Origin of the sequence: Streptomyces sp. NPDC049585 (genome assembly GCF_040675615.1) — a bacterium.
Lineage (GTDB): Bacteria > Actinomycetota > Actinomycetes > Streptomycetales > Streptomycetaceae > Streptomyces > Streptomyces luteosporeus.
In genome coordinates, this window is record NZ_JBFAPE010000002.1 from 99,669 (window position 1) to 121,875 (window position 22,207).

19 protein-coding genes, 2 tRNA genes and 1 pseudogene are annotated in these 22,207 nt (G+C 70.5%); 4 read left to right on the forward strand and 18 right to left on the reverse strand.

Annotated features, from left to right (window positions below; translation table 11 throughout):
* Positions 1 to 13: 13 nt before the first annotated feature.
* The 5 genes and pseudogenes from AB0K17_RS02845 to AB0K17_RS02865 all read right to left on the reverse strand — a co-directional run.
* Positions 14 to 718: pseudogene (locus AB0K17_RS02845) on the reverse strand (class E sortase); the annotation flags it as partial.
* A 221-nt stretch (positions 719 to 939) separates the two neighbouring features.
* Positions 940 to 1,578, reverse strand: a complete 639-nt coding sequence (locus AB0K17_RS02850; RefSeq protein WP_365964954.1) for an aminodeoxychorismate/anthranilate synthase component II — start codon at positions 1,576 to 1,578, stop codon at positions 940 to 942.
* Entirely contained in the window at positions 1,575 to 1,787 is a 213-nt protein-coding gene (locus AB0K17_RS02855; protein ID WP_365964955.1) for a hypothetical protein, read from the reverse strand. Before AB0K17_RS02855 ends, AB0K17_RS02850 begins: the two co-directional genes overlap by 4 nt.
* 73 nt (positions 1,788 to 1,860) lie before the next feature.
* Positions 1,861 to 2,688, reverse strand: a complete 828-nt coding sequence (locus AB0K17_RS02860) for a class E sortase (protein WP_365981888.1) — start codon at positions 2,686 to 2,688, stop codon at positions 1,861 to 1,863.
* A 25-nt stretch (positions 2,689 to 2,713) separates the two neighbouring features.
* On the reverse strand, positions 2,714 to 3,478 hold the full coding sequence (locus AB0K17_RS02865; RefSeq protein ID WP_365964957.1) for a DUF881 domain-containing protein: 765 nt from the start codon (positions 3,476 to 3,478) through the stop codon (positions 2,714 to 2,716).
* 160 nt (positions 3,479 to 3,638) lie between these two features.
* Between AB0K17_RS02865 and crgA the strand changes: the two genes are divergently transcribed.
* Positions 3,639 to 3,896 carry a cell division protein CrgA gene (gene crgA, locus AB0K17_RS02870; RefSeq protein ID WP_365964958.1) on the forward strand — a complete coding sequence of 86 codons (258 nt, stop codon included), beginning with the start codon at positions 3,639 to 3,641 and terminating at the stop codon, positions 3,894 to 3,896.
* 321 nt (positions 3,897 to 4,217) lie between these two features.
* Here the strand turns inward: crgA and AB0K17_RS02875 are convergent, their stop codons facing one another.
* A complete protein-coding gene (locus tag AB0K17_RS02875) occupies positions 4,218 to 5,087 on the reverse strand; it encodes a rhomboid family intramembrane serine protease (protein ID WP_365981889.1) in 870 nt (289 codons plus the stop codon).
* An 86-nt stretch (positions 5,088 to 5,173) separates the two neighbouring features.
* Positions 5,174 to 5,701, reverse strand: a complete 528-nt coding sequence (locus AB0K17_RS02880) for a peptidylprolyl isomerase (protein WP_365964960.1) — start codon at positions 5,699 to 5,701, stop codon at positions 5,174 to 5,176.
* Positions 5,702 to 5,875: 174 nt separating this feature from the next.
* Here AB0K17_RS02880 and AB0K17_RS02885 point away from each other — a divergent pair, with 174 nt between their 5' ends.
* Positions 5,876 to 6,523 (forward strand): DUF5324 family protein, encoded by a 648-nt coding sequence (locus AB0K17_RS02885; RefSeq protein WP_365964961.1) that lies wholly within the window; start codon positions 5,876 to 5,878, stop codon positions 6,521 to 6,523.
* Between the two features lie 77 nt (positions 6,524 to 6,600).
* On the opposite strand, the gene AB0K17_RS02890 is transcribed toward AB0K17_RS02885, so the two are convergent.
* Positions 6,601 to 6,673 (reverse strand) — tRNA-Ala (locus tag AB0K17_RS02890).
* Positions 6,674 to 6,790: 117 nt separating this feature from the next.
* On the opposite strand from AB0K17_RS02890, the gene AB0K17_RS02895 reads away from it, so the two are divergent.
* Both AB0K17_RS02895 and AB0K17_RS02900 read left to right on the forward strand, forming a co-directional pair.
* A complete protein-coding gene (locus AB0K17_RS02895; protein ID WP_365964962.1) occupies positions 6,791 to 7,336 on the forward strand; it encodes a DNA-binding protein in 546 nt (181 codons plus the stop codon).
* A gap of 30 nt (positions 7,337 to 7,366) precedes the next feature.
* On the forward strand, positions 7,367 to 8,479 hold the full coding sequence (locus AB0K17_RS02900; protein ID WP_365981890.1) for a serine/threonine-protein kinase: 1,113 nt from the start codon (positions 7,367 to 7,369) through the stop codon (positions 8,477 to 8,479).
* A gap of 125 nt (positions 8,480 to 8,604) precedes the next feature.
* Here the strand turns inward: AB0K17_RS02900 and AB0K17_RS02905 are convergent, their stop codons facing one another.
* The 10 genes from AB0K17_RS02905 to dnaA all read right to left on the reverse strand — a co-directional run bounded on the left by AB0K17_RS02905 (position 8,605) and on the right by dnaA (position 21,949).
* Positions 8,605 to 8,739, reverse strand: coding sequence for a DLW-39 family protein (locus AB0K17_RS02905; protein ID WP_344432996.1), 135 nt, complete (start codon positions 8,737 to 8,739; stop codon positions 8,605 to 8,607).
* 170 nt (positions 8,740 to 8,909) lie between these two features.
* Positions 8,910 to 8,983 (reverse strand) — tRNA-Ile (locus tag AB0K17_RS02910).
* Between the two features lie 76 nt (positions 8,984 to 9,059).
* The gene (locus AB0K17_RS02915) at positions 9,060 to 9,701 is read right to left on the reverse strand and encodes a DUF3566 domain-containing protein (protein ID WP_365982044.1); all 642 of its coding nucleotides are present in this window, start codon (positions 9,699 to 9,701) and stop codon (positions 9,060 to 9,062) included.
* Between the two features lie 411 nt (positions 9,702 to 10,112).
* Complete coding sequence (gene gyrA / locus AB0K17_RS02920) at positions 10,113 to 12,746, reverse strand: DNA gyrase subunit A (RefSeq protein ID WP_365981891.1); 2,634 nt, start codon at positions 12,744 to 12,746, stop codon at positions 10,113 to 10,115.
* A 51-nt stretch (positions 12,747 to 12,797) separates the two neighbouring features.
* Complete coding sequence (gene gyrB, locus AB0K17_RS02925) at positions 12,798 to 14,840, reverse strand: DNA topoisomerase (ATP-hydrolyzing) subunit B (protein WP_365981892.1); 2,043 nt, start codon at positions 14,838 to 14,840, stop codon at positions 12,798 to 12,800.
* A 356-nt stretch (positions 14,841 to 15,196) separates the two neighbouring features.
* A complete protein-coding gene (locus AB0K17_RS02930) occupies positions 15,197 to 15,754 on the reverse strand; it encodes a DciA family protein (protein WP_365981893.1) in 558 nt (185 codons plus the stop codon).
* A complete protein-coding gene (gene recF, locus AB0K17_RS02935) occupies positions 15,751 to 16,875 on the reverse strand; it encodes a DNA replication/repair protein RecF (protein WP_365981894.1) in 1,125 nt (374 codons plus the stop codon). The genes AB0K17_RS02930 and recF overlap by 4 nt, the downstream gene beginning before the upstream one ends.
* A gap of 58 nt (positions 16,876 to 16,933) precedes the next feature.
* On the reverse strand, positions 16,934 to 17,809 hold the full coding sequence (gene gnd, locus AB0K17_RS02940; protein ID WP_365964969.1) for a phosphogluconate dehydrogenase (NAD(+)-dependent, decarboxylating): 876 nt from the start codon (positions 17,807 to 17,809) through the stop codon (positions 16,934 to 16,936).
* A gap of 234 nt (positions 17,810 to 18,043) precedes the next feature.
* Positions 18,044 to 19,174: a DNA polymerase III subunit beta gene (gene dnaN / locus AB0K17_RS02945; RefSeq protein ID WP_365981895.1), complete on the reverse strand. Its 1,131-nt coding sequence runs from the start codon at positions 19,172 to 19,174 to the stop codon at positions 18,044 to 18,046.
* 906 nt (positions 19,175 to 20,080) lie between these two features.
* A complete protein-coding gene (dnaA, locus tag AB0K17_RS02950; RefSeq protein WP_365981896.1) occupies positions 20,081 to 21,949 on the reverse strand; it encodes a chromosomal replication initiator protein DnaA in 1,869 nt (622 codons plus the stop codon).
* Positions 21,950 to 22,207: the final 258 nt, after the last annotated feature.

A 22,207-nucleotide genomic window follows, 5' to 3' on the forward strand; every position in this document is an offset into this window, starting at 1 on the left:
CGTTCTGCGTGTCTCAGTTGACGAGAGCGTCCGGCTTGCCCTTGCTCCGCGGCCGCTCCTCGACCATCTTGCCCCACACGATCAAGCGGTACGTACTGGTGAACTCCGGGGTGCAGGTGGTCAGCGTGATGTAGCGGCCGGGGCCGGTGAAGCCGGAGCCGGCCGGGACCGGGGCGATGACCCGCGTGTTCGCCGGGGACGTCTGGTCCAGTCGGCTGGTCATCTCATAGGTGTAGAAGGTGTCCCGCGTCTCCACAACGATCTTGTCACCGGGCTGCAGCCGGTTGACGTAGCGGAACGGCTCACCGTGCGTGTTGCGGTGCCCGGCCAGCGCGAAGTTTCCCTGCTTGTCCCAGGGCATGGCCGTCTTCAGCGTGCCCTCGGCGTAGTGGCCGACCATGCCGCGGTCCAGCACCTGGTGCTTGCCGACGCCCTGGGCGATGGGCGCCTTCACGTCGAGCTTCGGGATGTAGATGATCGCGAAGCCCTGGCCGGGGGAGAACTCCCCGGCGGCCCGGTTGCCCCCGCCCTGTTCCCAGCTGTGCCGCAGGTCCCTGGCGGCGCCGCCGGCCTGCTGCTGGGCCCTGACGTTCGTCCACCACAGCTGGTAGGCGACGAACAGCAGCATCACCACGCCGACGGTGATGAACAGCTCGCCGATCAGACGGCTCACGATCACGCCCACGCTGTCGCGGCGGGCGCGCACGGCGCGCCGAGCGGCCTTGCGCCGCGCCGCACGCCCCCCGGCCGCGACGGGCGGCGCAGGCTCGACGCGGCGCAGCGTCATGGTGGGGTCGTCCTCGGGCGGCAGCGGCTGCGAGACGCTGCCGGGGGTGTACCCGCTCCCGGTGCCGGCACCGGAGCCGTACGACGCGGTTCCGGTCCCGTACGTGGTGCGCCGCGGCAGCAGCAGGGGGTCCTGCTCGGGCCGCGTGGCCGTCACGCCCCGGCCTTGCCCACCACCGGGGCCAGACCGGCGGAACGTTCCACCGCCCCCGTGTCGCCGCAGGCGGCGAGCCAGTTGGCCAGCATCCGGTGGCCCCACTCGGTGAGCACCGACTCGGGGTGGAACTGCACGCCCTCGACCGGCAGGTCGCGGTGGCGCAGGCCCATGGCGATGCCCGTGTCGGTCCAGGCGGTGATCTCCAGCTCGTCCGGCCACTGCTGCCGGTCGACGGCCAGGGAGTGGTAGCGGGTGGCCGTGAAGGGCGAGGGGAGGCCCTGGAAGACGCCCTTGCCCTCGTGCGTGACGAGCGAGGTCTTGCCGTGCAGCAGCTCGGGGGCGCGGTCGACGACACCGCCGTAGGCGACCGCCATCGACTGCATGCCCAGGCAGACGCCGAAGACGGGCACCCCGGTGTTCGCGCAGTGGCGCACCATGTCGATGCACACGCCCGCCTGTTCGGGGGCGCCGGGGCCGGGCGAGAGCAGGACGCCGTCGAAGCCGTCCTGGGCGTGGGCGGGCTCCACCTCGTCGTTGCGCCGCACCTCGCACTCGGCGCCGAGCTGGTAGAGGTACTGCACGAGGTTGAAGACGAAGCTGTCGTAGTTGTCCACGACGAGGATGCGTGCGCTCACCGGGTCACCGCCGTTCCGTGGCCGGCGGTCACGAGGGCACCGGCCGGCATGCCGTTGTCGACCGTCACATCGTTGAACGGCAGGAGCGGTTCCGCCCAGGGGAAGACGTACTGGAAGAGGGCGTAGACGATCCCCAGCACGAGCAGCAGGGAGACCAGCGCCTTCACCCATGCGTTGCCCGGCAGATGACGCCAGATCCAGCCGTACATGCTCTACCCACTCGCCGAAGGTTGTCGGTCGTTTGCAGCCACCAGGGTACGGGGCGGCCCGTGTGCGGCGGGGTCAGCCGTGCAAAGCTTTGGGCTCGGCTTGCGCGGACGGCGAAAGGCCCTCCGTGCTCTCCAAATGGCCCCAGACGACCAGCCGGTGGCTGTGCCCCCATTCGGGGTCGCAGGTGGTCAGCGTCAGGTAGCGCCCCGGTTCGCGGTAGCCGGCCGCCGCGGGCACGGGGTCGATCACCGCGGTGTCGGTGGGCAGCGTCCGGTACGGGCGCGTGTCGACGCGGTACGTGTAGCGGGCGGCCCCCACGGTCAGCACGACCGCGTCCCCCGGGCGCAGGGCGGGCAGGTCCTTGAACGGGTCGCCGTACGTGCGGCGGTGGCCGGCCACCGCGAAGTTGCCCGCGCCGCCCGGGCCGGCGGTGCCCGCGTAGTGCCCCAGACCCCGTTTGAGCAGGTCGGTGCCGGTGCCCTCCAGGACGGGCTTGGCCCAGCCGGCACCGAGGCGGGGGATCGTCATCACGGCGAACGGCGCACCGGGGCGCGGGCCCGTTCCGCCCGTACCTCCCTGCGCCGGGGCGGCCCGGTGCTGTGCGCCGGAGCCGGGGGCGGGCGGTGCGGCTCCCGGGCCCGGGCCGGCGCCGGGGGTCGGCGCCGCGGGCGCCTGCGGATCGCCGTCCGCCGGTGGTGCGCCGCCGGGCGTCCGCCCGGCCGGGGCGCCGGCGGTGCGGTCCGCGGCCCACTGCTGCTGCAGGCGGCCGATCTCACGCTCCATGGCGTCGTCGGCCCGGACCCCCGTCCAGTACAGGACGTAGACCACGAACAGCACGATCAGCGCCCCGGCGGTCAGGCACAGTTCGCTGAGCGTCCGCACGAGCAGTCGTAAGCCCACCGGTCGGCCCCCTTCCCGCGGGGCGTCACCCCACGGGCTTGGCGTAGTGGAGGTCCACTGTGCCGGAGTACCCCGGAAGAGTCACCGCGTCGTGCTGGTCGACTTTCCAGCCGAGTCCGTAGGCCGCCACGTACTGCAGGTAGTTCTGGATCGCGGGGGAGGAGTCCAGCGCCTTGCGCAGCGCGCCACGGTCGCCGACGGCGGTGACCTTGTAGGGCGGGGAGTAGACGCGGCCCTGCAGGATGAGGGTGTTGCCCACGCAGCGCACGGCGCTGGTGGAGATCAGCCGCTGGTCCATGACCTCGATGCCCTGCGCGCCGCCCCGCCACAGGGCGTTGACGACGGCCTGCAGGTCCTGCTGGTGGATGACGAGGTCGTTGGGCTGCGGCTGGGGGACGCCGGGGATGCGGGCGGTGGCGTTGGGCGGGGCGTCGGTCAGGGTGACGGTCAGCCCGGACCCGCTGATCCTCTGGGTGCCGGCGGCCTTCTCCAGGGCGTCGAGCCGCTTGTCCTCGGCGGCGGTGTTGCCGTTGTCGCGCCGGGCGAGGGCGTCGACCTGCGCGCGGGCGGCCGCGGCGCTGTCCTCCAGCTCGCCGTTCTTGCGGCTGCGCTCCTGGATGAGGTCGGACAGGCGCAGCATGGAGGCGTCGGTCCGGATGTTGGTGCCCTGTGCGGTGTTGAAGCTCATCCAGAAGATGAGGCCGGCGAGGGCGAAGACGCCACCGGTCAGCAGCCGGACCGGCCGGAAGCGCCGAGCAGGCCGGCTGGTGGAGTCCGCAGAATTACTCACCGTACCCTTATCCTCTCCGACGCCGCGGAAGCACTACGCTAACGGACGCCCGGGGAAGGAAGCGCTCCCCGTCGCTCCCGCCCCGGCGGTCGTCCCTTGTAAGCCCGGCCCCATGCAAGCCCAGCGCGGTCACGCAGCGCATCGACAGGAGAGTTCCCTCGTGCCGAAGTCACGGATCCGCAAGAAAGACGACTTCACGCCGCCGCCGGTGAAGCAGCAGCAGAGCATCAAGCTGACCACCGGCCGCGGTTGGGTGGCGCCGTTGATGCTGGCGATGTTCCTGATCGGGCTGGCGTGGATCGTCATCTTCTATGTGACGAGCGGTGACATGCCGATCGAGTCGCTGCACAACTGGAACATCGTCGTGGGCTTCGGTTTCATCGCCGCGGGGTTCGTCGTTTCCACCCAGTGGAAGTAGCCGGCAGCAGCTCTGCCCTGAGCCTGGCAGCGAGTTATCCACACCCTCGTCCACAGTGGGGAAAACTCTGAAGATCTGTGGATAACCACCTGCAGGTTGACGCCGGTGTGACTGGTCGCAAGCACTGCGTATCCATGGTCCACACCGGCGTCTTCCAGCAGAAACGCAGATCGGAGCGGGTGTGGGCCGGGTGCGGGGCGAGCGGACGGCCGTTCCTTAACCCCGTGCACAAGATTCTGTGCGCGCTGTGGACAACCCGTTGGGCCACACGTGTGAGTGAGGGCCCCGGGGGCCCACCCCAGCCCCCGGGGACTGCGCCGGTCAGGTGAGCTGCAGCGTCCGCACGACCACCACCGCGACGATCACGGCGAGCACCGCCGCGCACGCCAGGCGCTGCACCAGCACCCGCCTGCCGCGCGGCGCGTGCACCATCGCGTACGCCACGGCCGTGCCCACCACCAGGCCGCCGACGTGGGCCTGCCAGGCGATGTTGGCCCACGTGAAGGTGAAGATCAGGTTGAGCACGAGCAGCGCCATCACCGGGCGCATGTCGTACTTCAGCCGGCGCAGCAGCACCGCCGTGGCACCCAGCAGGCCGAAGATCGCCCCGGAGGCACCCAGCGAGGGCTGGTTGGGCGCGGCCAGCAGGTAGGTCAGCGCGCTGCCGCCGAGGCCGGAGAGCAGGTACAGCGCGAGGTAGCGCACCCGGCCGAGGGCGGCCTCCAGCGGCGGCCCGAGGAACCACAGCGAGATCATGTTGAAGAGGATGTGCGTGGGCGCGGGCGTGTCGTGCATGAACATCGCCGTCAGCAGCCGGTACCACTGCCCCTCGGCGACGCCGTCCAGCGTCATGCCGTCGTAGGAGACCCGCCCGATCAGCTCCAGGGACCGGCCGAGCTGCTCCCCCGTGGCCATGACGGCGATCCACAGGGCGACGTTGATCCCGATCAGTGCCTTGGTCACCAGGCGCGGATCGCTGACGTGCACGCTGCCGGCGATCGTGCGCGGCGCACTCGCGGTGGCGTGCGGCCCGGCACCGGTGCCCTCGCCGCCGCTCACGCACTGCGGGCACTGGAAGCCCACCGAGGCGCTGACCATGCACTCCGGGCAGATCGGGCGCTCGCAGCGCACGCAGTGGACGCCGGTCTCCCGGTCCGGGTGCCGGTAGCAGCGGACGGCCTGGTCGTTCATCTTCTTCCCCTCGCCCCTCACAACGCGCGGCCCCGCCCGTCATACGGACGGGCGGGGCGCCAGGTTCCCACGAAGCGCGCGGTCGCTCAGCGGGACTCGATGACGACGGACTCGATGACCACGTCGTTGACCGGGCGGTCGGTGCGCGGGTTGGTCTGCGTCGAGGCGATGGCGTCCACGACCTTCTTGGAGGCGTCGTTGGTGACCTCGCCGAAGATGGTGTGCTTGCCGGTCAGCCAGGTGGTCGGCGAGACGGTGATGAAGAACTGCGAGCCGTTGGTGCCCGGGCCGGCGTTGGCCATGGCCAGCAGGTAGGGCTTGGTGAAGGCGAGGTCCGGGTGGAACTCGTCCGCGAACTTGTAGCCCGGGCCGCCGGTGCCGTTGCCCAGCGGGTCACCGCCCTGGATCATGAAGCCCTCGATGACACGGTGGAAGATCGTGCCGTCGTACAGCTTGTCCGTGGTCTTCTCGCCCGTCTCGGGGTTCACCCACTCGCGCTCGCCCTGGGCGAGCTCGACGAAGTTCCGGACGGTCTTGGGGGCGTGATTCGGCAGCAGCCGGATCTCGATGTCGCCCTGGTTGGTCTTCAAGGTGGCGTAGAGCTGCTCGGCCACGATCTACCTTCCATAGTGGTCACTGACGGCTACCGATCCTCGCACGGTGCATGCTCCACGGACGGACCGTGACCCGGATGCGCGCCCCGCACTGCCGGACCGCCCCCCGGCAGGCATGATTTTTCCACTGGGTGGAAAGGCGACAAACCATACGCCACCGAGGAGGAGGTTCCCGTGACCCGCAAGGACAGCGTGCGCGCCGCAACGAATTCCGCGAAGGACAGCGTGCGCCACGCCGCGGAGGTGGTGGCTCCCTACGCCGGCACGGCCAAGGACACGGCCGTGCACTACGCGCACGAGGCCAAGACGCGTCTCGCGCCGAAGGTCGCCGAGGCCGCGCACCAGGCCCGGGCGCAGTACGACACCCATCTCCAACCCCGCATCGAACACGCCCGGGGCGCCCTGCCCCCCGCCATCGACCAGGCCGCGGTCAAGGCCCGCGCGCTCGCCGAGCCCGTCCGCGACGAGGCGCTCTCCCGCGGCACCGCCGCCCTCGCCGCCCTGCGCGGCCAGGTCTCCGCATCCGACGTCCAGAAGATCAACCGCCGCAACTCCCGCCGCTGCCGCACCGGCCGTGCCGCCAAACGACTGCTGATCCTGGGCCTGGTGGTCGGCGGCGCGGTGGCCGCGTGGAAGTGGTGGGACCGCCAGTCCAACCCCGACTGGCTCCTGGAGCCCCCGGAGGCCACCGAACCGACCGACCGGGCCACCCTCACCTCGGTCGACGGCAGCTCCCCGGCCACCCTCGACCCGGAGGTCCAGGCCAAACAGGACCGCGCCGACACCGACGCCGCCCCGCACGGCGACGACGACCGGCCCTGACGGCGAAACCGGCCCCGCGCCGGACGACAAAAGACCCCTCTGACTGCGTTTGCGCAGGTCAGAGGGGTCTGATCTTGTGGAGCCTAGGGGAGTCGAACCCCTGACATCTGCCATGCAAAGACAGCGCTCTACCAACTGAGCTAAGGCCCCGTCGGGGACAGACTACCCGGTGCCGGCAGTGTTTCCCGACCGGGTATCGCCGCGACCCACCGCTCTCCGTAGGATGCACCGCAAGATTCGCTGCAGCGAAGCGAAGGGGAGAGCGAGATGGACGCAGCACAGCAGGAAGCCACCGCCCGCGCACGAGAGCTGCAGAGGAGCTGGTACGGGGAGCCGTTGGGGGCGCTCTTTCGCCGGCTCATCGACGATCTGGGGCTCAACCAGGCACGTCTCGCGTCCGTTCTGGGGCTTTCGGCGCCCATGCTCTCCCAGCTGATGAGCGGTCAGCGGGCGAAGATCGGCAACCCGGCCGTGGTGCAGCGCGTGCAGGCGCTGCAGGAGCTCTCCGGCCAGGTCGCGGACGGCACCGTGAGCGCCGCGGAGGCCGCCGAGCGGATGGAGGAGGTCAAGCGCAGCTCGGGCGGCTCGGTGCTCAACTCCACGCAGACGACGGCCAGCAGCGGTGCGCCGACCGTGCGCCGGGTCGTGCGGGAGATCCAGTCGCTGCTGCGCTCGGTGGCGGGTGCGGGGGACATCATCGACGCCGCCGAGACCCTCGCCCCCACCCATCCGGAACTGGCCGAGTTCCTGCGCGTCTACGGCGCCGGGCGGACCGCCGAGGCGGTCGCGCACTACGAGGCGCATCAGAGCTGACCGCGCCGGACGGGGGGCGACGCGAACGACATGGGTGAGGTCTTCGCTGGTCGGTACGTGCTGGTGGACCCCATCGGACGGGGCGGCGCGGGGGCCGTGTGGCGGGCCTGGGACCGCCGGCGACGGCGGTACGTGGCCGCCAAGGTGCTGCAGCACAGCGATGCGCACACCCTGCTGAGGTTCGTCCGGGAGCAGGCGCTGCGCATCGACCATCCCCATGTGCTGGCGCCGATGAGCTGGGCCGCCGACGACGACAAGGTGCTGTTCACCATGGAGCTGGTGGGCGGCGGTTCGCTCGCCCATCTCATCGGCGACTACGGTCCCTTGCCGCCGCATTACGTCTGCACGCTGCTGGACCAGCTGCTGTCGGGTCTGACGGCGGTGCACACCGAGGGCGTGGTGCACCGCGACATCAAGCCCGCCAATCTCCTTTTGGAGGTGACGGGAACGGGCCGGCCGCATTTACGGCTCTCGGATTTCGGCATCGCCATGCGCAAGGGCGAGCCGCGGCTGACGGAGACCAACTTCGTTATGGGAACTCCGGGTTACTTCGCGCCGGAGCAAATGCTCGGCGAGGAACCCGACTTCCCCGCCGACCTCTTCGCGGTCGGCCTGGTGGCCCTGTATCTCCTCACGGGCCGCAAACCCGACGCCGAGGCGCTCGTGGAGCGCTTCCTGGAGCAGGGCGTCCCCGGCGCCCCGCAGGAGGTGCCGGAGCCCCTGTGGGACGTCGTGGCGGGGCTGCTGCACCCGGACCCGTACGCCCGCTTCCGTACCGCCACGGGCGCGCGCAAGGCGCTGGCGGCGGCCGTGGAGCTGCTGGGGGAGCCGCCGGCGGACGAGGAGCCCATCGAGATCTTCGACCAGCTGGGGCCGCTGCCGCCGGGCTTCGGCCCGAGCGGGCCCGAGGCCGTCCGGGAGCAGCGCCTCCGGCCCGTACCGCCCCGGCCGAACTACCCGCCCACCGGCGCCTGGACGCCTCCGGTGCCGGCCACCCTGCCGCTGCCGCCGCCCGTGCCTGCGGCAGCCGGTGACGGGCCGCCACGGGGCCGTACGGGGCCGCCGGCGAAGGTGGCCGTACCCCTGCTGGTCCTGGCGCTGTTGTGCCTTGCCGCGGGCGTGTGGGCGCTGTACCTCAGTTGAACGCGGGGGCGGTTCGCGGCCCGCTCGCGAGCGACTTCACCATCGCAATCATTTTATTTGCGGATGCAAAAAACCGGGCCCCAGCCGCTGCTGCGGCCAGGACCCGGTCCTGCACGTGTCGTGGATCACACATTCGAGCCGGCGGGCACGGAGTCGGTGGCCTCCGTCCACAGGTCCTGCTCGGCACGATCCGCCTGGATCTGCCGGTACACGAGGAGCCCGCCGATGGCGGCCAGTGCGACCAGGAGCAGCTTCTTCACCGCGCGACCTCGTCTTTCGTCGACGTAAGGGGACCTCTGGGGGCCGATGATACACACCGGCCGATACCGATCGGTGACCTGCGTCCCCTCCCCCGACGGGTGGCGACCGCAGCCGAACTCCCAAAGACGATCGGCCCGGACGGAAATTCCGTCCGGGCCGATCGATCCTGTGGGGCTAACAGGACTTGAACCTGTGGCCTCTTCCTTATCAGGGAAGCGCTCTAACCGTCTGAGCTATAGCCCCGCGCCTTGCGACACCGAAAGATTAGCGCACTTGGGGCCCAGTCCCAAAATCGCCCGGGCCCCGTCGTGTGCAGCCCCTATTCGTCCTCGGCCAGCGTCAGCTCCACACCGCCCACGAAGCCCGCGGCGAGGTTGTAGACGAAGGCGCCCAGCGTGGCCAGCGCCGTCGCCAGGACGACGTCGATGATCGCGATGACGGTGGTGAAGAGCAGAACATGCGGCAGCGACAGGAACGACTCCAGGTCGAAGCCGCCGCCCTCGCCCGAACCGGAGGCCGTGGCATCGCTGACCGTGCCGCCGACGGCCGAGAAGACGCCCATGCCGTCCATGACGCCCCACAGCACCGCCGACGCCACGATCGTGCACACGCCGACCGCGACCGAGAGCAGGAAGCTGACCTTCATCACCGACCAGGGGTCGACCCTGGCCACCCGCAGCCGCGCCTTGCGGGTGCGCGGAGCCGGGCGGGCCGCCGTGGCCGCGGACTGCTGCCGGGGGATGGCGCCCGCGGTGGAGCCCTCCTCCGCCGCCTCGGCGGCCTGCACGGCCTTCTTGACGGCGTTCAGGGCCTTGCGGGCCTCCTGCGCCTTCTCGTTCTTCGCCGCCTTGCCGGGCTTGCGGCCCTTGGCGCTCGCGGTGGAGCCCTCCTCGGCCGCATCGGCCGGAGGCTCGTACGCCTTCGGCGGGTGGTAGGGCTGTGGGCCCCGGGTGTCCGTCATGGTCCTCCCCCTGCCAGCGGGCCTGGCATCGTCATCCCGGGAGCCCTCGGCGGACGCGGCGGCCTTCGCCGCCTTGGAGGGCTTGGTGAGCTTCGTCGCCCGGGTCGCCTCGGCGTCCTCCGCGGCCTCACCGGCCCCTTCGGACACCCCGGCGGCGCCCTTGCCGGGCGCCTTCGTGCCGGCAGCCTTCCCCGCGCCGGCCTCATCCGCACCGGCGGCCGCGGAACCGGCCTCCTTCGAGGCGTCCGCCGCGACTCCCGCCGCCCCGGCGGCCTCGTCCTCACCGCCCTGTGCGGTGGAGCCGTCGTCGGCCGGGCCACGGGCTTCCGCCTGCTCGGGGACGGACCGGGCGGAACTCCGCCGCTCGGTACCCGCGCCGCTGGTGGCGGCGCCCGTGGCTCGACTCACGACTTACTCCTCGGTGTCCTCGACCGGGGGCGCGGCGCCCTCGGCCACCTCGGCCTCGTCGATCTCGGCCGCTCCGGCCGCATCGTCGACCACTTCAGCCTCACGACCGGCCTCGGCGTTCCGGGCGATGCCCACGACGGCATCGCGCTTGCCCAGGTTGATCAGTTGGACGCCCATGGTGTCACGGCCGGTTTCACGGACTTCGCTGACCCGCGTCCTGATCACGCCGCCCCCGAGGGTGATGGCGAGGATCTCGTCGTTCTCCTCCACGACCAGGGCTCCGACCAGCGAACCACGGTCCTCGACGATCTTGGCGGCCTTGATGCCGAGGCCGCCACGACCCTGCACGCGGTACTCGTCGACGCTGGAGCGCTTGGCGTAGCCGCCGTCGGTCGCGGTGAAGACGAACGTGCCCGGACGCACCACGCTCATCGAGAGCAGCTCGTCGCCCTCGCGGAAGCTCATGCCCTTGACGCCGGAGGTGGCGCGGCCCATGGGACGCAGGGCGTCATCCGAAGCGGTGAACCGGATGGACTGCGCCTTCTTGCTGATCAGCAGCAGGTCGTCGTCCGAGGAGACCAGCTCGGCGCCGATCAGCTCGTCCTCCGCACCGCTGTCCGTCTCGCGCAGGTTGATGGCGATGACACCGCCGGAACGGGGCGAGTCGTAGTCCTTGAGCGAGGTCTTCTTCACCAGGCCGGACTTCGTGGCGAGCACCAGGTACGGCGCCGCGTCGTAGTCGCGGATGGCCAGGATCTGGGCGATGCGCTCGTCCGGCTGGAAGGCCAGCAGGTTCGCCACGTGCTGGCCGCGCGCGTCCCGGCCGGCGTCCGGCAGCTCGTAGGCCTTGGCGCGGTAGACGCGGCCCTTGTTGGTGAAGAACAGCAGCCAGTGGTGCGTGGTGGAGACGAAGAAGTGGTCGACGATGTCGTCTTCCTTCAGCTTCGTGCCGCGCACGCCCTTGCCGCCGCGCTTCTGCGAGCGGTAGTCGTCGGTCTTCGTCCGCTTGACGTAGCCGCCGCGGGTGATCGTGACGACGATGTCCTCCTCGGCGATCAGGTCCTCGATGGACATGTCGCCTTCGAAGGGCACGAGCTTGCTGCGCCGGTCGTCGCCGAACTTCTCGACGATGGCCGTCAGTTCGTCGCTGATGATGCCGCGCTGGCGCTCGGGGGAGGCCAGGATCTGGTTGTACTCGTTGATCTTCGCCTGGAGCTCGTCGTGCTCGGCGGTGATCTTCTGGCGCTCCAGGGCGGCCAGGCGGCGCAGCTGCATCTCGAGGATGGCGTTGGCCTGGATCTCGTCGATCCGCAGCAGCTCCATCAGGCCCGTGCGGGCGACGTCGACGGTGTCGCTGCGCCGGATGAGCGCGATGACCTCGTCGATGGCGTCCAGGGCCTTGAGCAGACCGCGCAGGATGTGGGCGCGCTCCTCGGCCTTGCGCAGCCGGAAGCGGGTGCGCCGGACGATGACCTCGATCTGGTGGGTGACCCAGTTGCGGATGAACGCGTCCAGCGACAGGGTCCGCGGCACGCCGTCGACCAGGGCCAGCATGTTGGCGCCGAAGTTGGTCTGCAGGTCGGTGTGCTTGTAGAGGTTGTTGAGGACGACCTTGGCGACCGCGTCCCGCTTGAGGACGATCACCAGGCGCTGGCCGGTGCGCGAGGAGGTCTCGTCGCGGACGTCGGCGATGCCGCCGATCCGGCCGTCCTTCACCAGGTCGGCGATCTTCTGCGCGAGGTTGTCCGGGTTGACCTGGTAGGGCAGCTCGGTGACCACCAGGCACTGGCGGTTGTGGATCTCCTCGACCGCGACGACCGCGCGCATGGTGATCGAGCCGCGGCCGGTGCGGTAGGCCTCCTCGATGCCCTTGCGGCCGACCACCAGGGCGCCGGTCGGGAAGTCGGGGCCCTTGATCCGCTCGATGAGCGCGTCCAGCAGCTCCTCGGAGGAGGCCTCGGGGTTGGCGAGGAACCACTGGGCGCCCTCGGCGACCTCGCGCAGGTTGTGCGGCGGGATGTTGGTGGCCATGCCGACCGCGATACCGGCGGAACCGTTCACCAGGAGGTTGGGGATGCGCGACGGCAGGACCGTCGGCTCCTGGTTGCGGCCGTCGTAGTTGTCCTGGAAGTCGACGGTGTCCTCGTCGATGTCCCGGACCATCTCCATCGACAGCGGCGCCATCTTGCACTCGGTGTAGCGCATGGCGGCGGCCGGGTCGTTGCCGGGCGAGCCGAAGTTGCCGTTGGAGTCCACCAGCGGCATCCGCATGGCCCAGGGCTGGGCGAGGCGGACGAGGGCGTCGTAGATGGAGGCGTCGCCGTGCGGGTGGTACGTACCCATCACGTCACCGACGACGCGGGCGCACTTGTAGAAGCCCTTCTCGGGGCGGTAGCCGCCGTCGTACATCGCGTAGAGCACGCGGCGGTGCACCGGCTTGAGGCCGTCCCGCACGTCGGGCAGCGCGCGCGAGACGATGACGCTCATCGCGTAGTCGAGGTACGAGCGCTGCATCTCCGTCTCGAGCCCGACGGGCTCGACGCGCATCCCCACGCCCTCCAGGGGCGCGGGCGCGCCCTCCGGAGTGACTTCGGGGACGGGAGCGGCGGTCGGGGTCTCGGGAGTCTCGTCGGCCATGGTTGTTCAAAGTCCTTTCGCGCTGCGGCAGTTTGTCGTGGGCCGACAGGCTCAGATGTCGAGGAAGCGGACGTCCTTGGCGTTGCGCTGGATGAAGGAGCGCCGTGCCTCGACGTCCTCGCCCATGAGCACCGAGAACAGGTCGTCCGCCTGCGCGGCGTCGTCCAGGGTGACCTGGCCGAGCACGCGGTGGTCGACGTCCATGGTGGTAACGCGCAGCTCCTCGGCGTTCATCTCACCGAGACCCTTGAAGCGCTGGACGGAGTCGTCCTTGATCCGCTTGCCGTTCTCCCGGCCGAGCTGGATCAGGGCGTCGCGCTCGCGGTCGGAGTAGGCGTACTCGACGTCGTCCTTGCCCCACTTGATCTTGTAGAGCGGGGGACGCGAGAGGTAGACGTGCCCGGCCTCGACCAGCGGCCGCATGAAGCGGAAGAGGAAGGTCAGCAGCAGGGTGTTGATGTGCTGGCCGTCGACGTCGGCGTCCGCCATCAGGATGATCTTGTGATAGCGGAGCTTCTCGATGTCGAAGTCCTCGTGCACACCCGTGCCGAAGGCCGAGATCAGCGCCTGGATCTCCTGGTTCTGCAGGATCTTGTCGATCCGGGCCTTCTCGACGTTGAGGATCTTGCCTCGGATCGGGAGGATCGCCTGGTACTCGGGGTTGCGGCCGGACTTGGCCGAGCCGCCGGCGGAGTCACCCTCGACGATGAAGATCTCGCACTTGACCGGGTCGTTCGACTGGCAGTCCGACAGCTTGCCCGGCAGCGACGCCGTCTCCAGCAGGCCCTTGCGGCGGGTCAGGTCACGCGCCTTGCGGGCCGCGACGCGGGCCGTGGCGGCCTGGATGGACTTGCGGATGATGTCCGCGGCCTCGTTGGGGTTGCGGTCCAGCCAGTCCGTGAGCTCCTCGTGGACGACCTTCTGCACGAAGGTCTTGGCCTCGGTGTTGCCCAGCTTGGTCTTGGTCTGGCCCTCGAACTGCGGCTCGCCCAGCTTGACGGAGATGATCGCCGTCAGGCCCTCGCGGATGTCGTCGCCCGTGAGGTTGTCGTCCTTCTCCCGCAGCAGCTTCTTGTCGCGCGCGTAGCGGTTGATCAGACCGGTCAGCGCCGCGCGGAAGCCCTCCTCGTGGGTGCCGCCCTCGTGGGTGTGGATGGTGTTGGCGAAGCTGTAGACACCCTCGGTGTACTGGGTGTTCCACTGCATCGAGACCTCGAGGGAGAGCATCCGCTCCTTGTCCTCGGCCTCGAAGGCGATCACCGTCGGGTGGACGACCTCACCCTTGCGCGAGTTGAGGTAGCGGACGAAGTCGGAGATGCCGCCCTCGTAGTGGTAGCGGACGGAAAGCGGCCTGCCCTCCTCGTCCACGTGGGCCGGGCGCTCGTCGGTCAGCGAGATGGTCAGGCCCTTGTTGAGGAAGGCCATCTCCTGGAAGCGCCGCGAGAGCGTCTCGAAGGAGTACTCGGTGGTCTCGAAGATGTCGCCGTCGGCCCAGAAGGTGACGGAGGTGCCGGTCTCGTCGGTCGGCTCGTTCTTCTGCAGCGGGGCGGTCGGGACGCCGAGCTTGTAGTCCTGCGTCCAGCGGAAGCCGTCGGTCTTGACCTCGACCGCGACGCGCGTGGACAGGGCGTTGACGACGGAGACGCCGACGCCGTGCAGACCACCGGAGACGGCATAGCCGCCGCCGCCGAACTTGCCGCCCGCGTGCAGGACGGTCAGGACGACCTCGACGGCGGGCTTGCCCTCGGAGGGCACGATGCCGACCGGGATGCCACGGCCGTTGTCGACGACGCGCACGCCGCCGTCGGACAGGATCGTCACGTCGATGGTGTCCGCGTGACCGGCAAGGGCCTCGTCGACGGAGTTGTCGACGACCTCGTAGACGAGGTGGTGCAGGCCGCGCTCACCGGTCGAGCCGATGTACATGCCGGGCCGCTTGCGGACCGCGTCCAGGCCCTCCAGGACGGTGATCGCACTGGCGTCGTACGACTTCTCACCGCCGGCGACGCCGGTGGCGCCCACTGCCTCGGAGGGGGTGGTGTTCTCGTTGGAGTTGCCGGAATCGGCCACGAAGCGCCCTTTCTGGCACAGCACAGGCCATCCCTGCTGCATGGGCACTTCCGGGGCAGACAGGAGAGGCTGCGTCGTTCGGTGTTGTCGGTGTGTGTCGGCGACCCCCCGCGATCCGGCGGGATTACTTACCAGTGTACCGGGGGCGCTGACATGAATGGGGGTTTGGCGGTGCCTGAGTCCCCATGTGCCGCCCTGAACCGGCATCAGCCGACTCCCTATATGGGACCCCGGGCTCCGAGAGGCTCACAGAGGCACTCAGCGCTTCGGGCTGTCAACCGCGCGCTACGGTGAGCGCAGTCCCAGGACACTTCGGGCGCCACGCCCTTCACCAACGGCCCGCCACCGCACCCGAACCGGGCCCCCGCACGGCCCGGCGATCAGCCGTACGTGTCGCCCGGACCGGTGCTGCCGGGGGCGCGCAGCGGGCCGAAGCGGCGACCGGGACCGCCCGGCCCCACCACCTTGATCAGCTTCACGGTGCCCTGCCCCAGATCGGCGTTCAGCCGGGCCACCAGGGTCGGCGCCAGCAGCCGCAGCTGCGTCGCCCAGGCCGTGGAGTCGCAGCCGACGGTCAGCACCCGGGCGTCCTCGTCGTACTTCAGCGGCTCGCAGTGCAGCGCCACCTCCGGGCCCACCATCTGCGGCCAGCGGCCCATCACCCCGCCCACCGCGGCCGGCGTCTCCCAGCCGCGCTCGGTGATCAGCCGGTTGATCGCGGCGCCCAGCGGCAGCGGGTCACGCCCGTCGGCACGCGCGCCGGAGCGCAGGCCGCCGCGGCGCGCCTGCTTCTTCTGCTGCACGGCATTGCCCCGCGCCCGCGCCTGCTCCTTCGCCGCGCGCAACGCCACGCGCGCCAGGTCCACGCCGGAGGGCTGCGGCACTGCGGAGGTCTGAGGCGCCGCGCCCTCGCGGGGCTGTTCGGCCGGAGTGGTCATGAGCGCTCGACCCTGCCTTCCGAGACCGCGTACCGGACACCGGTCAGCACGCCCGGCACGTCGTCGTCCACCGCCGCGGTCACCAGCACCTGCTCGCCGGGCGCCACCATCTGCGCCAGCCGCTCGCGGCGGCGGGCGTCCAGCTCGGCGAAGACGTCGTCGAGCACCAGCACCGGCTCGTTGCCCTCCGAGCGCAGCAGCTCGTACGAGGCCAGACGCAGCGCCAGCGCGTACGACCAGGACTCGCCGTGGCTCGCGTACCCCTTCGCCGGCAGCCGGCCCAGGCGCAGCACCAGCTCGTCACGGTGCGGGCCGACCAGCGTCACCCCGCGCTCGATCTCCTGCTTGCGCACCTCGCCCAGCGCGGCGAGCAGCACCTCGTACAGCTCGTCACGGCCGTGGGTGTCCGTCAGGCCCTCGGGGCCGCGGTAGTCGAAGGAGACCGGGCCGCCGCCGGGCGCCAGCTGCTCGTAGGCCGCGTCGGCCAGCGGGCGCAGCGCGGATATCAGGTCCAGGCGGCGGGCCAGCAGCTCGGCGCCGGCCCGGGCCAGGTGCTGGTCCCACACGTCCAGGGTGGACAGGTCCATGGACCGGCCCCCGTGCCGGCGGGCCATGGCGGCCGACTTCAGCAGGGTGTTGCGCTGCTTGAGCACCCGGTCGTAGTCGGCGCGCACGCCGGCCATGCGCGGCGAGCGCGCGGTGATCAGCTCGTCGAGGAACCGGCGGCGCTCACCGGGGTCGCCCTTGACCAGGGCCAGGTCCTCCGGGGCGAACAGCACCGTGCGCACGATGCCCAGCACGTCGCGCGGCCTGACCTGGGAGGAACGGTTGATCCGGGCGCGGTTGGCGCGGCCCGGGTTGAGCTCCAGCTCGATCAGCTGCTGGCGCTCGTCCTGCACGACGGCGGCCCGGATCACCGCCCGGTCCGCGCCCATGCGCACCAGCGGGGCGTCGGAGGAGACCCGGTGGCTGCCGAGGGTGGCCAGGTAGCCGACGGCCTCGACGAGATTGGTCTTGCCCTGCCCGTTGGGGCCCACGAAGGCGGTGACGCCCGGGTCGAGCGGAACCTCGGCCCGGGCGTACGAGCGGAAGTCGGCCAGCGACAGATGCGTGACGTGCATGGGTGCGCGCCGACCTCCCCCGGCTGCTGGGTGTTGCTGTAGTGCTCGGTGCTCGGTGTTACTTCGACTCGACCGCGTGGCCGCCGAACTGGTTGCGCAGCGCCGCGATCATCTTCATCTGCGGCGAGTCGTCCTGGCGGGAGGCGAACCGCGCGAACAGCGACGCGGTGATCGCCGGCAGCGGGACCGCGTTGTCGATCGCGGCCTCGACCGTCCAGCGGCCCTCGCCGGAGTCGGCCGCGAAGCCGCGCAGCTTCTCCAGGTGCTCGTCGTCGTCCAGGGCGCGCACGGCCAGGTCGAGCAGCCAGGAACGGATGACCGTGCCCTCCTGCCAGGAGCGGAAGACCTCGCGGACGTCGGTCACCGAGTCCACGGCCTCCAGCAGCTCCCAGCCCTCGGCGAAGGCCTGCATCATCGCGTACTCGATGCCGTTGTGGACCATCTTCGCGAAGTGGCCCGCACCGACCTTGCCGGCGTGGACGGAACCGAAGTCGCCCTCGGGCTTGAGCGCGTCGAAGACCGGCTGCACCTTGGCCACGTGCTCGGCGTCGCCGCCGTACATCAGCGCATAGCCGTTCTCCAGGCCCCACACGCCGCCGGAGACGCCGCAGTCGACGAAGCCGATGCCCTTGGCCGCCAGCTCCTCGGCGTGCTTCTCGTCGTCGGTCCAGCGGGAGTTGCCACCGTCGACCACGACGTCGCCGGGGGACAGCAGCTCGGCGAGCTCGTCGATCGTGGACTGCGTCGCGGCACCGGCCGGCACCATGACCCACACCACGCGCGGACCCTGGAGGGAATCCACAAGCTCACGCAGGCTGTGGACATCCGCGAGGTCCGGGTTGCGGTCGTATCCGATGACGGTGTGGCCTGCGCGACGGATGCGCTCGCGCATGTTGCCGCCCATCTTGCCGAGACCGACGAGACCGAGCTCCATGGGTGATCCTCTTTGCCGTAGTCGTGCGATACGTACCAGGGGTACGGTCCGAGCCTACGCCCGGGCCCCCACGCACACCTGTGGGGTCGCACCGCTCAAACGGGTCGGGTCGCGCCTTCGGGGCGCCCCCTAGGGGCGCGGGGCCGCATCGATCTGCGGCTCCGCCGCGCGGGCGCGACCAGCCACAGCGGACCCGCACCCGAAGGACCGGGTGCGAACCCTTCGCGGTCTTCCTCAGCCGGACAGGCGGACGGGCATGATCAGGTACTTGTACGCGTCGTCCGCCTCCGCGTCGATCGCCGGCTTGCCGCTGAGCAGCGCCGGCTTCGTCGACGTGGTGAACGACAGCTGGGCGACTGGGGAGTCGATCGCGGACAGGCCCTCCAGCAGGAAGCCGGGGTTGAACGCGATCGAGATGTCGTCGCCGTCGAGCTGGGCGTCGACCCTTTCCACAGCCTGTGCGTCGTCGCTGGAGCCGGCCTCCAGGATCAGCACGCCCTGCTCGAAGCTCAGCCGCACCGGGGTGTTGCGCTCGGCCACGAGGGAGACACGCTTGACGGCCTCCACGAAGGGCGCGGTCTCGATCACGGCGACGGAGTTGAACTCGGTCGGGAAGAGCGTGCGGTACTTCGGCAGGTCGCCCTCGAGCAGGCGGGTGGTCGTGCGGCGGCCGGCGCCCTCGAAGCCGATGAGGCCCTCGCCCTTGCCCTCGCCGGACAGCGCCAGCGATACGGTCTCGCCGCCGCTGAGCGACTTGGCGGTGTCCAGGAGCGTCTTGGCGGGCACCAGGGCGACCGCGGAGATGTCGGGGGTCTCGGGCTTCCACATGAACTCGCGCACCGCGAAGCGGTAGCGGTCGGTGGAGGCCAGGGTGACGGTCTCGCCCTCGATCTCGATGCGCACACCGGTGAGCACCGGGAGGGTGTCGTCACGGCCGGCGGCGATGGCCACCTGGGCGACGGCGGAGGCGAAGACCTCGCCCGGGACGGTGCCGGTGGCGGTCGGCATCTGGGGCAGGGCGGGGTATTCCTCCACAGGCAGGGTGTGGAGTGTGAATCGCGAGGAGCCGCAGACCACGGTGACGCGCACACCGTCGGTGGAGATCTCCACAGGCCTGTTGGGAAGTGCGCGGCAGATGTCGGCGAGCAGGCGGCCGGAGACGAGGACGGTGCCGTCCTCCTCCACGTCCGCTTCCACCGAGACGCGGGCCGAGACCTCGTAGTCGAAGCCGGACAGGCTCAGGGAGCCGTCCTCGGCCTTCAGCAGCAGGCCCGCGAGCACCGGTACCGGCGGACGGGCCGGGAGGCTGCGGGCCGCCCAGGCCACTGCCTCCGCGAGTACATCGCGCTCCACCCGGATCTTCACCGGAACCGCCTCCTGCTAGTCGCTGGCTCGCCCTGCTGGCTTCTTCGTCGGCACGAGTTGCCGGAGACCAGTCTGACGCACGCCGCCGACAGTCGGTGCGGCTGGCGGTCAAGTCGAGGCCCGGGGCGTGGCGCGGCCCGAGGCGAAGTTGTGCACAGGACCCACTTCGAAACGAGTTCCCCGCTAGATCTCTGTGGTCGTAGTAGTAGGGCCTGTGGAAACCGTGGAAAACCTTCTTTGCCCAGCTCAGGCCAGATTTTTTGTCCACCGGGCCTGTGGGTGGGGGCGGTGGAAAACCGGGGGGTGCTGTGGACTGGGGAAAGTTCTGCACACCCGGTGCACAGGCAGGGCGCACTTCTCCCCAGCACTGTCCCCAGCTTTACCCACGTTGCCCACAGCCCAACCCGCCTCGTTGGTGTGATGCCTTTCACTCGGCCCGGTGACCTCGGGCGTTTCGTTGCCGAACAGTGGACAGCAGTGTGGAAAGGCTGTGTATAACACCGCGCCTCCTGTGGGCGGGCGGTGGACAACGTTCCGGCGTGTCGCGGCGCCCCTCGTCATCCACAGGCTGTGGAACGGGCTTTGCCACAAATCCACACGCCGCTGACCTGCTGCTGATGGCATATCAACAGCCCGGTCTGTGGACAGGGTCTGGATAACTTCGCCCTCCCCAGGGTGTGGACGGCCGGTGGAGGGCCGATCTGTGGAGAACCCGCAGATCAGAGCCACTATTCGAACAGGTTGGGGATCACCTGGGGACGACGGGTCCCCGCGGACGGCCCGTACCGGGTGCCGGCAGCGGGCACAGGAGCGGTACCGGAGCCGTTCCAGGTACGCCGAAGGGCGCCCCGGGAAGCCCCGGAGCGCCCTCGGACGGGTCCGTGCGGCGGCCGCCGGCCGCGCTCGTCAGCCGTTCTTGATGCGGTTGGTCAGCTCGGTCACCTGGTTGTAGATCGAGCGCCGCTCGGCCATCAGCGCGCGGATCTTGCGGTCGGCGTGCATCACCGTGGTGTGGTCGCGGCCGCCGAACTGTGCGCCGATCTTGGGCAGCGACAGGTCGGTGAGCTCCCGGCACAGGTACATCGCGATCTGCCGGGCCGTGACCAGCACCCGGCTGCGGGAGGCCCCGCACAGGTCCTCCACGGTGTGTCCGAAGTAGTCCGCGGTGGCCGCCATGATCGCGGTCGCGGTGATCTCCGGGGAGGCGTCCTCGCCGCCCGGGATCAGGTCCTTCAGGACGATCTCGGTGAGGCCGAGATCCACCGGCTGCCGGTTCAGGCTCGCGAAGGCCGTCACCCGGATCAGTGCGCCCTCCAGCTCGCGGATGTTGCGCGAGATGCGGGAGGCGATGAACTCGAGCACCTCCGGCGGAGCGTTCAGCTGCTCCTGGACCGCCTTCTTGCGCAGGATCGCGATGCGCGTCTCCAGCTCCGGCGGCTGCACGTCGGTGATCAGGCCCCACTCGAAGCGGTTGCGCAGCCGGTCCTCCAGGGTGACCAGCTGCTTGGGCGGCCGGTCGGAGGACAGCACGATCTGCTTGTTCGCGTTGTGCAGGGTGTTGAAGGTGTGGAAGAACTCCTCCTGCGTCGACTCCTTGCTCGCCAGGAACTGGATGTCGTCGACCAGCAGGATGTCCATGTCGCGGTAGCGCTTGCGGAACGCGTCCGCCTTGCCGTCGCGGATGGAGTTGATGAACTCGTTGGTGAACTCCTCGGAGCTCACGTAGCGCACGCGCGTGCCCGGGTAGAGGCTGCGCGCGTAGTGCCCGATGGCGTGCAGCAGGTGCGTCTTGCCGAGCCCGGACTCGCCGTAGATGAACAGCGGGTTGTACGCCTTGGCCGGCGCCTCGGCCACCGCGACCGCGGCGGCGTGGGCGAAGCGGTTGGACGCGCCGATGACGAAGGTGTCGAAGAGGTACTTCGGGTTCAGCCGGGCCGTCGGCTCGCCCGCACCCGTGCCCGGTCCCGTACCGGTGGACGACCCGCCTCCGGCGGACGGCAGCGGTGGCACCGAGGACGAGGAGCGCTCCGCATGCCCCCCGGCACCACCGCGGGACGGCGGGCCCTCGGGCAGGTCGTGGCGCGAGCGCTCGTACGGCGAGCGGCCGTCCTGCGCCGGGGAGCGGTACTCCGACTGCTGTTCGTAGGGCGAGGCGTAGGGATCACGCTCCGCCTCGCCGAAGGCGCCCAGGCGCGGCTGCTGCCAGCCGTAGTCGCCCCGGTCGCCGCGCTCGGAACGGCCGCCCGGGCGCTCCGGCCGCTCGCCCCGCTCGCCCCGCTCGCCCCGCTCGCCGCCGACCGGGCCGGAGGGCGCCGAGTGGCGCGGCCAGGCGCCCGGCTGGTCGGCGGAGCGGTGCTGGTAGTCCGGGTAGGCGGGGCGCACGCTCGGCAGGTCGTCGCCGGACCGGCCCGGGTAGCCCTCGTAGCCCTCCTGGGGCGGGCCCGGCGCGTGCGGACGCGGCTGCGGGCGCTCCTGGGGCTGGGGGGCCGGGGGCTCGCCGGCGGAGTCGTCGACGGTGATCGCGATCCGGATGGGGCGGCCGCACTCGCGGCTGAGGGTCTCGCTGACGATCGGCGCGAGCCGGCCCTCCAAGACGCCCTTGGCGAATTCATTGGGGACCGCGAGCAGGGCGGTGTCCGCCACCAGCGCCAGGGGCTGGCAGCGCCTGATCCAGTGCTCGTCCTTGGTCTCCACGCCTTGACCGCGCCCCTCACCGAGGAGCTGTTCGAGCACGCGCGGCCACACTGCGGCAAGATCGGCGGGCAGGTCAGCCACAGGGCACGCTCTCTCAGTCACAGGGGGTGCCCTGGAGTCCCACGAATGTGTGGTTCTCGGGACGGGCGGGAAGGATTCGGAGTTCAGTCACGGTAGTCAGGGCGAGGTATGTGGTTCAAGTCGTTGTCCACAGGGTGTGTACAAATGTGCCATGCGGTGGCGCCTGACGTCCTCCCGGCCGTCCGGAGGCTACGGTGGTGCGCGACGAAACAGGTGATGCGCTGCCGGTTTGACCGGATGGCGTAACCACGCGTACCG